The 12,717-nt window shown below is 64.8% G+C and carries 11 protein-coding genes and 2 pseudogenes; 2 read left to right on the plus strand and 11 right to left on the minus strand.

Annotated features, from left to right (window positions below; translation table 11 throughout):
* From P8R42_05390 to P8R42_05415, 6 genes and pseudogenes are all read right to left on the minus strand, one after another.
* Positions 1-360: pseudogene (locus P8R42_05390) on the minus strand (transposase).
* A 262-nt stretch (positions 361-622) separates the two neighbouring features.
* Positions 623-2,779, minus strand: a complete 2,157-nt coding sequence (locus P8R42_05395; GenBank protein ID MDG2304081.1) for a PQQ-dependent sugar dehydrogenase — start codon at positions 2,777-2,779, stop codon at positions 623-625.
* The gene (locus P8R42_05400; GenBank protein MDG2304082.1) at positions 2,758-2,997 is read right to left on the minus strand and encodes a hypothetical protein; all 240 of its coding nucleotides are present in this window, start codon (positions 2,995-2,997) and stop codon (positions 2,758-2,760) included. Before P8R42_05400 ends, P8R42_05395 begins: the two co-directional genes overlap by 22 nt.
* A gap of 421 nt (positions 2,998-3,418) precedes the next feature.
* The gene (locus P8R42_05405; GenBank protein ID MDG2304083.1) at positions 3,419-3,625 is read right to left on the minus strand and encodes a hypothetical protein; all 207 of its coding nucleotides are present in this window, start codon (positions 3,623-3,625) and stop codon (positions 3,419-3,421) included.
* 639 nt (positions 3,626-4,264) lie between these two features.
* Positions 4,265-4,522: pseudogene (locus P8R42_05410) on the minus strand (hypothetical protein).
* Between the two features lie 288 nt (positions 4,523-4,810).
* Positions 4,811-5,437, minus strand: a complete 627-nt coding sequence (locus P8R42_05415; protein MDG2304084.1) for a hypothetical protein — start codon at positions 5,435-5,437, stop codon at positions 4,811-4,813.
* 615 nt (positions 5,438-6,052) lie between these two features.
* Between P8R42_05415 and P8R42_05420 the strand changes: the two genes are divergently transcribed.
* Together P8R42_05420 and P8R42_05425 are read left to right on the plus strand one after the other, a co-directional pair.
* A complete protein-coding gene (locus P8R42_05420; protein MDG2304085.1) occupies positions 6,053-7,891 on the plus strand; it encodes an amidohydrolase in 1,839 nt (612 codons plus the stop codon).
* Between the two features lie 224 nt (positions 7,892-8,115).
* Positions 8,116-8,475 (plus strand): hypothetical protein, encoded by a 360-nt coding sequence (locus P8R42_05425; protein MDG2304086.1) that lies wholly within the window; start codon positions 8,116-8,118, stop codon positions 8,473-8,475.
* A 138-nt stretch (positions 8,476-8,613) separates the two neighbouring features.
* On the opposite strand, the gene P8R42_05430 is transcribed toward P8R42_05425, so the two are convergent.
* The 5 genes from P8R42_05430 to P8R42_05450 form a co-directional block, all read right to left on the minus strand.
* Complete coding sequence (locus P8R42_05430; GenBank protein MDG2304087.1) at positions 8,614-9,270, minus strand: hypothetical protein; 657 nt, start codon at positions 9,268-9,270, stop codon at positions 8,614-8,616.
* A gap of 92 nt (positions 9,271-9,362) precedes the next feature.
* On the minus strand, positions 9,363-10,394 hold the full coding sequence (locus tag P8R42_05435; GenBank protein MDG2304088.1) for a phosphotransferase family protein: 1,032 nt from the start codon (positions 10,392-10,394) through the stop codon (positions 9,363-9,365).
* A 13-nt stretch (positions 10,395-10,407) separates the two neighbouring features.
* The gene (locus tag P8R42_05440; GenBank protein ID MDG2304089.1) at positions 10,408-11,166 is read right to left on the minus strand and encodes an SDR family NAD(P)-dependent oxidoreductase; all 759 of its coding nucleotides are present in this window, start codon (positions 11,164-11,166) and stop codon (positions 10,408-10,410) included.
* 12 nt (positions 11,167-11,178) lie between these two features.
* Positions 11,179-12,195, minus strand: a complete 1,017-nt coding sequence (locus P8R42_05445) for an NAD(P)-dependent alcohol dehydrogenase (protein MDG2304090.1) — start codon at positions 12,193-12,195, stop codon at positions 11,179-11,181.
* 175 nt (positions 12,196-12,370) lie between these two features.
* Complete coding sequence (locus P8R42_05450) at positions 12,371-12,676, minus strand: hypothetical protein (GenBank protein ID MDG2304091.1); 306 nt, start codon at positions 12,674-12,676, stop codon at positions 12,371-12,373.
* Positions 12,677-12,717 lie beyond the last annotated feature (41 nt).

Raw genomic sequence — 12,717 nt, forward strand, 5'->3', positions numbered from 1 at the left:
AGGCGGATCACTTCGCGCTTCTCCGCCGCTCTCAATCGCTCGTACCGTCGTCCGAGCCGGAGCCCAAGAGACTTTTTTGAGCAACCGCACTTCGAGCACCGTCTCGGCCAGAGCGTGCTTCAAGCGGTCGTTCTCGTCCTGAAGACCCTTTACCTCGGGGGCGCTCGCCTCGCGTTTCGTGTCGCCCAGCAGCCGCTTCTTTCCCGCTTCCAGGAATTCCTTGGACCAGCGGTAGTAGAGATTCGGAGCCAGGCCCTCTCGGCGACACAGAGCCGCAATGCTCTCCTCGCCCCGCAGTCCTTCGAGGACGATCCGAATCTTCTCTTCCGCCGAAAAACGACGTCGTGTCTTGCGCTGAATGTCGCGGACGACCTTCTCCGCGCTCTCTCTCGCTCGAACGTCGTACTATACGAGCGAGCCGACCGGGTCATCTTGGTCACGATGATGGCGCCTCCCTACATGCTGCACTTCCATCGGCGAATGTTCGCGGAGGCGGGATACGGGCCCGAATTCGAGGCGTTACATCCCAAGAAGAGCGGGGCGGTCCGTCTGTTCGTGAGGGAGTGAGGGCTGGGGCGGCGACGTACCCGGAGCCTCGAATCGACAGGCCCCACGCGGAGTCTCAGCGCTCGTCACACCCGTCCATCCCCATGATCCAGAACCGCACGATCGGAATCGCCCCCAAGTCGGGAATCGCGCTCCCGAGCGGCGGCATGCGCCGCGCGCCGGTCTTGGTCATTCGCCGCCATAGGATGGATTGCTGCGGCACGCCCGGCGTGAGCAGCGACATGCCTTCGAACCCCTCGACCTCGATCTGAGGCTCCCGGTTGCACAGGCCCATTTCCGAACCAGGCGTCGCGCGCCGCAGGTCCATGCTCGACAAGCCCGAGCCGTCGGGGCGGTGACACCCAGAGCAGTTCACATGAAGGTAGTCCCGCGCGCGTGTCGCAGTAGCAGCCTCGCGATCATCAAGCGCGCGCAGGGGGTCGCCCGTTTCGAGCCCGGGCGCCGTGGGATCCTCGAAAAGTCCCAGCTGTTTCCAGAGAGTGATCTGGGAGATCTCCCCGGCGGTCTCCGGATTGACGACGCCGCGATCGAGCTGGGCGGTCTCGAGACCGAGGGTGCGGCCCGCCGCCTTGGTATGGCACCCGAGGCAGTCGGCCCGGGTAGGGAGCGTCCACAAGAGATCTCCGAGCTCGACCTGACGCGAGCCGCGCCGCAACCATGCCTCGGTTTCGTCGTCTTCCCATTCATATGTGTAGCCGGCCCAGACCCCGTCGGGGTGCCGCATGAAGAGACGTGTCTCGACCAGTCGCCCGCTCGAGCGGAAGCTCTTCACGAGAACGGAGCCCACGGGCAGATCCCAATCGCCGTCCGGGTTCACACGGATCTGTCCTTCGGGGGGCAGAGACAGCCAACGGTCCTTCTCGAGGCCGTCGGACCAAAGCGGCAGATTCACTTCGTAGGGGAGGAGGTGATCTGCGGGTTCGGTCGGCCTGTCGACGTCGAAACAGCCCGTGCGGGAGAGCCGATCCGGGAGCGCGTCGCCGTCGCTCTGCGGGTTCGCTACGATGCGCCGGAGATTGTCCCCGCCGAGACGGGTCACGACGTAGACTTCGCCCTCCCCGTCCTCGGCGAACGAGCTCATGCTCTCCCCCTCCTCCAGGAGCAGATCCGGCTCGGAGCCGGAGTCGTCGGGGTCGACCGCCCAGATCTTTGCCGAGCGCCAGTCGCCATAGAGCAACTTCCCATCGAGCGCGGACAGCTCTCGCCCCCGATAGACGTACCCACCGACCACGGCTCGGCCGACGCCGTGACCGTAATCCGCGAGAGGTGGTACCGATCCATCATCACAAGGCTCGCCGAGGCAGATCGTGCCCTCCCACGTTGGCCAACCGTAATCGCGCCCGGCGTCGATGCGGTCGACCTCCTCGCGCCTGCCACCCCCGACGTCGCCGCCGAAGATCCGATCGGTCGCGTGGTCGACACTGAACTTCCACATGTTTCGGAGGCCGGATGCGTAGATCTCGGGGCGCGCTCCGACCTCGGACGAAAACGGGTTGTCCGAAGGAATGCCGTAGGGCCGCGGACCATCGACGTCGATGCGAAGAAGCGAGCCCAGCAATGTAGTCCGATCCTGACCGTTCTCGGGGACGCCTCCGTCTCCGAGACTGACAAGCAGCATCCCTGTGGGATCGAACTCGAGCGTCCCGGCGTGGTGAAACTCGGTGGGGAGAGCGACCCTTAGAAGCACCGCCTCGCTCTCCGGCGCGATTCGCGCCAAGTCGGCGTCCACACGGAACGCCGACAGGTAGAACGTCGCAACCGTCTCGGGCGTCTCAGGATGGGCGGTGAACGTGAGATAGACCCGCGGATCTTCGGGGAAACCGGGATGGAATGCGAAACCAAGCGCGCCGATCTCGAAATTCGGGTGCACGACGATCCGGTCGGAGATGTCGAGGAGAACCCGGATACTCGGGTCGGTTTCGGTGAACGTGACGAGCCTTCCCGCTTGTTCCAGGGCCCACCAACGCCCCGGTTCGACCGGGTCGGGGCGGGCCACTGTCGGCCGTTCGAGATCCAGCCCCTCGATGAGCGTCTCCAGGCGGTATGCAAAGGGAGAAGGCGGCCGCTCGGGTGCCACACAGCCGAGCATGGAGGATTCGATCGGTTCGGACCCTATGCCGCCGTCCCCTGCGCCGCTCTCTCCTCCGCCGGAGCATCCGCTCACCAATCCCGCAGCCGCGAGGGCGACGACTACGACCGTCCTTCGTCGCATCGACCCATTCCTCTCTTTGCCCGCAGGCGCGATCCTGCGGGAATCAGATCGACCCTCGCACGAAGAAGTACGGCGTCGAGTTCTGCATGGCGATTCTCAGTCCCCTTGTCCAGCGACTCGTGGAAGCGCCGGTGGTTGTAGTGCTCGACGAAGTGACCGATCGCACGCTCCACCTCCCACGGACTGTAGTACTTGTCCAGCCTCACCACGTTCAGCATCGAGCGGTGGTCAGGATGGCCTTCGGCCTACACATCAAAGGTGGCGACCACGGCAACGCCCAGGCCATGCTCCTCTACTATTTCGGGGACGTTCGTTAGTCCACGCCGAATCTTTAGTCGTCACTTTCGTAACGGCCCGGGAACGTGGCAGGAGCCGCGACGACCATGTTCGCTCAGCTCACGATCACCGCAGCTTTCGGCATCCCCACACTCGGCTTCGATCCAACGGCGACGATCACGGCGGAGCTCCGGAACAGCTCGGGCGCCGGCTCTAGCTCTGTCTACGAACCACACCTCCTCAAGAACGGCGCCAGTCAGTTTCGAGACTCCGAGCGAGTGAGGCGCCGTCCCGACGCTTGGCATTCCTAGCGCGGGGGCGAACCGAGGCACCGAGGGCGATGACCGTTCCTCGGTTTCCAGATCACTTCGATTCGACTTCTTGCTGCAGTTTGCGCGACATCCGCCTTCGGAGGGCGAGAATACGGGCCTTGGCGCCCGCGAGCTCTCTCGACACGAATGCGAGACCCGACGGATTCAAGTGGTTCTGGTTGTCGCGAAAGTCCCGTTCGGGAAGCCGATCGTAGAGGTTGAGCCACTCCTGTGGTCGCGCACCGATGGCGACCTGCAACGCATCGATCTTGTCGGACAGGGCCAGCTAATCGAGCAAACCGAGTCGCCCGAGTGGGCCCGGGTTGATCGGAGAAACAGAGAACAAGACCGACACCCCGCTCCCCCGCAGGCTCTTCAGTATCGCAGCAGCAATCACAGCCTGTGGATGAATGGACGGATCCACATCGTACGTCGAGAGTGCCACCTCGCGCGTAAATCGCAGAAAGATCCACTGGGGGCGGACTCCGAGCGCCTGGCCCGCTTGGCGACCGGCCGCGAGAAGCCATTTGCTCCCGATCGCGTGCACGCCTTCCGACATGTAGAGCGTCCGTTTCTGTTCTTGCAGCCGGTATACCGCTGGATCGAGAACCCCGACCCCCTCCTCATGCAGGCTTTCCCGAATCTGGAACTGCCGCACCAACGAGAGTTTGCGCGAGAGGTTCAGGAACCTTCCGTTGGGGTAGCTCCCCGCCGGGGAGAAAATGCGCAGGTTGATCCCGATGATCACAACGTCGGGGTCGGCCGCCGCGATCTCGTCCAATAGGTAGTAGAGGTGGATCGGACGGAACGCGACGTGGGCGGCGGTGAACGCGGCGACGAACACCTTTCGCTCGCGCAGATCGTTCCGATAGGCCTTCGCCAGGTGGAAGGTGCGAAGCCGCCAGAACTCACTCGGGTTCTCGGAGAGATACGGATGCCGAAAATTCTCCGGCAGGCGGAAGCCCAACAGCCCCGCGACTCCCATCGCGATGTCCGTGTAGCCGGAAAAGTCGAAGTAGATCTGGAAGGCGTACGCGTAGAGCGCGAAGTCCGAAAACGATCCCGTCGGCGGACGGAGGCCCCGGTACGTGTCGACGATGTAGCTGATCGAGTGAAACGTGTAGAACGAGATGCCGAGTGGCACGACGACGGCGAGAAAGCCGGGCGCCCGGCCACCTGGGACGAAGCGATCGATCGCGACCCACCTCTATCTGATGGACCGCTTCCTCAATCCACCGGCGGAGACGCGCTCGCTCGCCGCGTTCACGATCACCCCGCGACCCAGGGCGCGACCGTGGAGTCGTTGCGGGCGAGCGGCGGCATACGTAGGAGATGCGGTCCGCCAGGGGACCGTGTGGGCGTACGACGGCTGGCCCGGCCTCAACACGCTCACCTCCGGCGTCGAGAGCCTGCCGCTGGCCTTCGCACTCGCGCGGGCCGATGGTCAGGGCTCGAGTTCGATGCCCTTCACTTTCACGACGTCGAGGTCACCGTCCGCGTCCGTGAAGGTGAGGTCCGCCTCCGCCGACCCCCTCAGTTTGTACGTGTCGTCGCCCGCACCGTCCGAGATCCCGAAACGGTCGGCACCGGAGGCGCCCTTGAGATAGTAGTAGTCGTTCCCGTCCCCCGCGTCGTCGAAGACTTCGTACGTATCGTCTCCGCCCTTTCCCTCGAGCTTGTACCGATCGTCGCCGGGACCATCCTGGACGAAGACGAAGTCACTCTCCGCACCAGCGCCGAGCCAATACGTCGATGATCCGGGACCGTCCACGACCGTAATCGTGTCTACGCCGCCTCTGGCCTTCAGGTGATAAGTCACGTTTCCCGGGACGAGGATCTGAAACTTGCCGCCACCCACGGCCCGCACGGTACCGGGCCCGCCGCGAACGGTCACGCCGGAACTCACGGTGATCATCGGAGGTTCTGCGGTCTCGTCGATCGTAATGGTGTCGGCCCGATCACCGCCGGAACGCAACCGGATTCGATTCTCCGCGTCCGCCGGGGCCGCTGCGATCAGCGCGATCAGCATCAGAAGGGACGGCCACAACACCGGGTTCCTGGGGGCCAGCATGATTCTCCTGTTGGGAATAGAAAGTACCTCGGGCCACGTCGACCCGCCTTGAATGGTACAAGGAGTGGGTGAGTCTGGGCAACAGAAGATGTTCGATGCCTCCTCGTTGAGGCGTAAATTCCCGCTCTGGGCAACGTCGGCTGTCCCTGAACGAGCCCGCGGGCCGGGCCTGAGCGGCTGACGTCCGGCCCACCCCGTTATAGACTCGACGCGGAGGAAATCTCAGGAGGGAAGACGACCGCAGTCAGGTTCTGGTCTTCGCCGGCGCCGTTCTCGATTTGATCGGGTTGCTCTCGAGCACCGCGATCCCCGGGAGGACATCGGCCCGACCCATGTTTCCGTGGTGCCCGGCGCCCGCCGGCCGATATGCAAGCCGACAATGCCCACGGCAACCGGCCCCACGGTCTTGCCTGCGGGCGTGCGGTAATAGGCTTCCGTTACGAAGTACCGATCTTGTTGATCGTCCGCCTCGAAAATCTTCCACGACACCTAGATCTCCATCCCACCCTGCTGCGCCCAGCCGGGGAGCGTAATGGGCGGGGCGCAGTCGTCGAGGCGCGACCGAGATCCGCTTCTCTGGTTCCGTTCCAACTCTGGAGGTCCTAGTGTGCACCCATGTTCTCCGATGACTCCCGCAGCCCGACGGACCACGAATCGGAGTTCGAGGCGCCGTCGTCGCTCGTACCCCGAAGGCACTCGCCCGACCCCTTCGCCTGCCCGTGTTGCGCAAACGTGTTCGCGGAGACCCTACGACTCGCCGGCGTCGACCTCACAGCGCACGGGCGCGGTCTTCGAGGCCACTCGCCCCGTGCGGCGGCCCGACACCTCCTGTTCACCAATGCGCGCATCCTCACCATGAACGCGGAGGCACCCGAGGCAGAGAGCCTTCTCGTCTCAAACGGCAAGATCGCCTGGGTCGGACGGCAGTCGGATCTTCCGGAGGCACTCCCTGAAGGCACCCAACGGCTCGATCTGAAAGGAAAGGTGGTCCTACCGGGGTTCGTCGAACCCCACATGCACCTGGCCCCGCTGGCGATGCTTCGCGCGTTCGAGAACATCGGACCGTTTCGGTTCGAAACCATCGCGAGCGCCCTGGAACACCTCCGCAACTTCGCGCTCACGACGAAACCGGGCGAGTGGATCGTGGGACGCCAGTTCGATCCCTCGCTTCAGGAGGGACCGAACACCCTCACCAACGCCATGCTCGACGAGATCTCCACCGAGCATCCCGTGTTCGTCTACAACGCCTCGCTTCACCTCGCGTACTGCAACTCGCGTGCACTCGAGCTGGCCGGCGTCGACTCGAGCACCCAAGTGCCCGCCGGTTCGGAGCTCGAGCGCGACGAGAACGGGGCCCCCAACGGCGTCCTCAAGGGCGGCGCGGCGATGGCACTCGTGGCGCGACACAACCCAGGCCTCCGCACGGGAAACCTCGCCGAGGCCTGCCTCGACGTGCTGAGTTCCGCAAACGCCGTCGGCATCACGACGGTGTGCGACCAGGGAACCGGCTTGTTCCAGGGCCGGCGAGAGCTCGACCTATACGAGGCGTTGCGCGCCAGCAACCGCATGACGACACGGTTGCGGTTTAGTGTCTCCGACATTCGCGCCGAAGCATGGGACGAGGCGAACGTCACGTGGGGCCAAGGCGACGAGTGGGTACGCGTCACGGGGTGGAAGATCGTGAGCGACGGGTCCAACCAAGGGCGGACAGGTCTCCAGAGAGAACCCTTCCTCGGCGCGGGACTCGAGGATGACAATCGCGGAATCGCTTACGTCGAAGTCGATGCGCTCGAGGATTCCGTCCTGAAACGCCTGCGCGCCGGCTGGGCAGTCTGCGTTCACGCGAACGGAGACGCCGCGATCGATCGCGTCCTCGATGCCTTCGAGCGAGCGCACGAAGCGGGACTCGATCCGGCGGGCCACCGTTGCCGGATCGAACACTGCAGCATCCTGCACGACGAACACATCGAGCGCCTGTCCACGCTGGGAATCTCACCGAGCTTCCTCATCGGCCACGTCCACTACTGGGGCCAGGCGTTCGTCCAGGACATCTTCGGAGTCGACAAGGCGTCGAAGCTGGATCGAACCGGCGCCTGCGAAGAGAAGGGGATTCGGTGGACGCTGCATTCCGACGACCCGGTCACGGAAATGAACCCGCTGCGCTGCATCGAGAATGCCGTCACGCGGACGATGTGGCGAACGGATCAGATCCTCGCGCCCGACGAGCGCGTTCCGGTCGAGGCGGCGATGCGTGCGATGACGATCGACGCCGCTTGGCAATGTCACTCGGACCACGAGGTCGGAAGCCTCGAAGTGGGCAAGCTCGCAGACTTCGTGGTGCTCGGGAGCGACCCGCGCGAGGTCGCACCGACCGACATCGGCAAAGTCAGCGTCGAGGAGACCTGGGTTCAGGGCGAATGCGTCTGGAGAACTGGCGGCGCAGACGGGCTGTAGCGGGGAAGAACCGCGGGAATCGGCGGTGCCGGAGATGCTTCGCTCGCTGGCGCCTTCGCCCCAGAGAGAGAGTCGGTCATGGCTGCGGCAAGAGCTTGGGGCTGCCCGTCGGCCCGCTCCCCCGTGAATCCAGCTTCAGCACGATTGCCATTCAGGCAACCCTCGACCCCTCCTCGTTCGGCGGCTACCGTGATCGGAACTCCCCTCGTCGAAAGGAAGTTCACGTGATTACCTACGCCTATTGGGCCGCCGTTTTCGGCCTCACCCTCCTCGCGCTCGGCGTCCTCGGCGTGAGGATGCAGGCCTGGAAGCCCGCGATCGCGGTCGCCACGCTCGTCCTCGTGGCTGGCTGGGGCGCGTACGCCTTCCATTTCCAGCAGATCTTCGTGAAGCGCTGGGGTGGCGTGATGACGCTTACGATCCCGACCGGCGAGCGCCACATCGGCTCGACGTGGAAGGAAGACAACCTCTGGACCGAGAGCTACGACCCCGAGACGAATACCTGCCACTTCCGTGAGTACTCTAAGGGCAACCTGCTTCAGGGCAACGTCACCATCAAGGACTGCAACCCGGTCGGCATGTAATCCTGATTCGGAAACGATGCTCACCCGGAACGATACACTCGCTGGGAACTGAGACCCCTCGCAGAGACACCCCGTTGCTTCACGGCCGCCGCCTTGGTGACCGGCACCCCCACCACGCCCCACAGGCCGTTACGCCACTCAGACTCGCCCTTGACCTGCTTCATCTCGACGAGCGGCTCGAGGTCGGCGCGGAGCCGTGACGACCGGCTCGGAAAACGCCCAGATGAACCCGGCAAAGCCCTTTGCCCAAACGCGCGCGTCCCCGGTGCGACTGAATTCCTCGTTGAAGGGCACGCTGCACTCGAGCGCTTCGACGCGATCGATACGCAACGCGGCCTTCTCGGGGCCGCCGGCCACCGGCGCCAAGAGCGCCGCCAAAGATCGATAGAAGACGGGGAAAATGAAGTCCTTGTAGATCTCGGATCCGATCCGACCGGCCTCGACCATGCCCAACATCACGTCGCTCAGGCCGGCGACGATTCCGTTCGCCGGGTCGTACTCCTCGTTCCGTCCAAAGACCTGCACGAGGAGCTTTCCACCCGACGGCAACTCCACCGTCGCCACGTGGTGGCTCGACTCCGGAACCACCCTCCCGTTCAGCGAGCCCCCGACCACCGCTCGGAAGACATCGGAGCCGAGAACGAAAGAAGCCGCATCAAGGAACGGGTTCGGGAAAAGCTGCTTGAAGTCGTCCCTCGGGAGATCATCGAAGAACGTCCAGATGTTCGGCGGCGTTCTTTCGCGAACGGCGCGAATCATCTCGCCCACCGCATGGATCGCGTTGGCACCTTCCAAGCTTCCCAGATCGTGCCGCAGAAGCCCCTCTGACTATTGAGCAGCGCGGTGCGGTAAAGCTACGCCACCGAAGTCCCGGGATTTGCCGGCCGTCAGCCTCGGGGTATGACGTCCCGCGCACGTTCGAGCAGAGAGTCTGTTAGTTGGCCGAAAAACGCGTGGTTCGGGTTCTTCGACTCGCCGCGGAGGTGCTTCGCGTAGCTGCCCTCGAGCACGATGCTGAGCTTCCACGGCGAGAAGACCCGGTACCAGTCCAGAGCGGAGACGTCCCGACCCGTCGCGCCCGCGTAGCGCTGCACGAGTTCTTCTCGCGTCGGCAAACCATCGATTTGAAAGCCACCCGGTTGGCCCGCGGCGCCGAGCGCGAGAACGTTGCCCTCTTCCGGAAGGAAGATCAGCGCCCAAGCCAGATCGACGAGCGGATCGCCGATCGACGCCATCTCCCAGTCCACCACGGCGAGGGCGCGGGCCGGAGTGTCACGGCTGTAGAGGACGTTGTCGAGCTTGTAGTCTCCGTGCACCAGGCAGGGCGGCTGTTCGGCGGGCAGGTTGTCGCGCAGCCACGCTCCAACCTCGTCGACACCGGGCAACTCCCGGCACCGATAGGAGTCGAGTTGCTTCCGCCAACGCGGCACCTGCCGCTCGAGATAGCCCACCGGATTCCCCAACGACTCGAGCCCGCAGGCTCGCCAGTCGATGTTGTGGATCTCCGCCAGACAATCGATCAGATCCGTGAGGGCGCGCGCCTGGTCTCGGGGGGAGTCCGCATACGCGTCCGGGATGCTGCGACGGATCGGCTCGCCGTCGACAAATTCCATCACATAAAACGCACCGTCCGCGATCGTCGGGTCGTCGCAAGCGAGAACGGGACGTGAGATGCGGACGTTCTGGTCCTGAATCGCACTCAGGATCCGATATTCACGCAAGACGTCATGCGCAGTCGAGGAGGACGCGTGTGCGGGCGCCCGTCGCAAGACCCATTGACGGTCGCCGACGCGGAGGCCAAAGATTTCGCACGAACCCCCACCCTTCAACACGGTTGCCGCTACCGACAACTTCTCGCCCAGCGTCTCCTCGAGCCAGGTGCGCAGTCGAGCGACGTCGATCTGGGGATCGGGTCTCAAGAGCCGCGCCCCATCACGGCAAGACGCCTCCGTCGACGTGAATCATCTGACCCGTCACGTACGAAGAGGCGTTCGTCGCCAGGTAAACGGCCGTTCCCACAATCTCTTCCGCCTCGGCCACGCGGTTCATTGTCGACCCCCCGACAGCAATCTTCTTCGCCTCGTCGTTCGGCACGGCGGCATTGAAGCTATCGGTCGAGAACGTTCCGCAGAGGATGCCGTTCGCCCGAATCCCCTTCGGGGCGAACTCCTGCGCCATGATTGAGGTGAGCACGTTGAGCCCCGCCTTCGCTGCCGCGTAGACCGTCGTGAACGGCGTCGGCCGGACGGAGGCCACAGAGCTGATGTTGATGATCGCCCCGCCCTCCCCCATGTGTTCCGCCGCCATCGCGCCGAGCCGGAGGGGTCCCTTCAGGTTCACACCGATCGTCTTGTCGAAGAGCACCTCGGTGATGTCCTTCATCGTCGGCGCGACCGGCGCTATGCCAGCGTTGTTCACCAGGATGTCGATGCGACCGAGCTGCGCGACTGCGGTCTCGATCAGCGCATCGCACTGCGCCCAGTCCGCCACGTGGCAGGACACCGCAATCGCTCGCACCCCGTGCGCCCGCGCCGCCACCGCGACCGCCTCGCACGGCTCGATCTTGCGGCTCGCGATGACGACGTCCGCGCCGCGCTCCGCGAAGCCGAGCACCATCGCCCGCCCGAGCCCCTTGCTCCCGCCGGTCACGACGGCGACCTTGCCGGCGAGCGGCCTATTGGATTCCGCCATGTGGAGGGTCTCCTACGAACCGACCTCGATCGCGATTTTGCCGAAGTGACGTCCCTCTTCGAGGTGTTTCACCGCACCGGCGAGGTCCGCCATTGGGAACGTGTCGCTCACGATCGGACGGATCTTCTTCTCTTCCATGAATCGGCACATCGCGTCGAAGTCGGCACGACTTCCGACGGTCACGCCCTGCATCTTGATGTTTCGTGTCATCGCGACGGTGACCGGGACTTCAGCGTTGCCGAACCCGCCGAGCACCCCGACGATCGCCACGTGGCCGGCCATCCTCGTGGCGAGAACCGCCTGGCCGAGCGAACCCTCGCCGCCCACGTCGACCACGATGTCGGCGCCTCGGCCGTCGGTGAGCCGAAGGACCTCGCGCGACCATTCCGAGTGCGTGCGGTAGTTGATGCCCTCATCGGCACCGAGGGTGTGGCCGCGTTCGAGCTTCTCATCCGACGACGACGTCAGAATCACGCGAGCACCACGCGCCTTCGCCAACTGCAGCGCGAAGAGTGACACGCCGCCCGTCCCCTGCACTACGACGGTCTGCCCCTCGGCGACGTCTCCGTCCCGGAGCGCCGCCCACGCGGTCACAGCGGCACACGGCAACGTACCCGCTTCGAGCTCGCTCAGATGACTCGGCACACGGACGAGGCTACTCGATTCGACGACGACGTGCTCGGCACACATGCCGTCCACACCCTCACCGGGGATGGGCTGCTTGCCCAAGATCGTCGGCGGGCCCGAGTGCCAACTCGGGTAGAAGTTCGCCGCCACCCGGTCGCCGGGAGCAAATCCTGCGACGGCGCTCCCAAGCTCGACGATGGTACCGCAACCGTCGGAGAGGGGAATCCGCGGGTAGCGCATGCCCGGAATGAACCCCCAGATGACCACGGCATCGTGGTAGTTCAGGCAAGATCCGCCCATCCGCAGGAGCACCTGCTCGGAGCCGACTTCCGGTACGTCGCGCGCCGAAGCCGCAATCCCGTCGACACCGGGCCCTTTGAGTTGGATGGCGTTGGTCTTCACGTCGGTCCCTCCTTACCCCCTGCGAGGCCCTTCGCGAAGCACCCGGCGCATCCTCCACGCCGAGCGCTAGAGATTTCCCGCCATCGGCCGAAAATCTCAGTGGTCGATTCAGGGCGTTTCGCATCGGCCGAGGCACGAGCGACGGTCCGAGCCGCTGCACCTCCGGCTGCCGAGCTCAGCCGCTGCCGCCGACGATGACCGAGATGCCAGCGACGGCGGCTACGACGCCAATCGGCTCAAGGCACGCCGTGAGGCTACATGCGTCGAGACCGCCGATCGCCGCCGACGGCGCTGTCGCATCCGTACCCGACGAAACCGCACCGCCCGCCACCACAGCAAGTTCTTCGCTCGTCAGCTCCTTGCCGACCGCATGCTCCGGATGCTGCGGGATCACGATGCAGACGTCGTTCGCCGAGGGCAATCCGTCAACTGGGTGAAACGGCACCTGCACCTGCGACGGCGGGAACAGTGGCGGCTTCAAGAGCCGGGCGCGGTCAGCGAAATCGTCGCGGCGTCGTGATG

The organism is Candidatus Binatia bacterium, assembly GCA_029243485.1.
Taxonomy (GTDB): Bacteria; Desulfobacterota; Binatia; order UBA12015; family UBA12015; genus VGTG01.

Excerpts from the sequence above, each read along its gene's own strand:
- P8R42_05395 (MDG2304081.1), bottom strand. The coding sequence starts at position 2,779 with ATGCGACGAAGGACGGTCGTAGTCGTCGCCCTCGCGGCTGCGGGATTG.
- P8R42_05400 (MDG2304082.1), bottom strand. The coding sequence starts at position 2,997 with ATGCTGAACGTGGTGAGGCTGGACAAGTACTACAGTCCGTGGGAGGTG.
- P8R42_05415 (MDG2304084.1), bottom strand. The coding sequence starts at position 5,437 with ATGCTGGCCCCCAGGAACCCGGTGTTGTGGCCGTCCCTTCTGATGCTG.
- P8R42_05420 (MDG2304085.1), top strand. The coding sequence starts at position 6,053 with ATGTTCTCCGATGACTCCCGCAGCCCGACGGACCACGAATCGGAGTTC.
- P8R42_05440 (MDG2304089.1), bottom strand. The coding sequence starts at position 11,166 with ATGGCGGAATCCAATAGGCCGCTCGCCGGCAAGGTCGCCGTCGTGACC.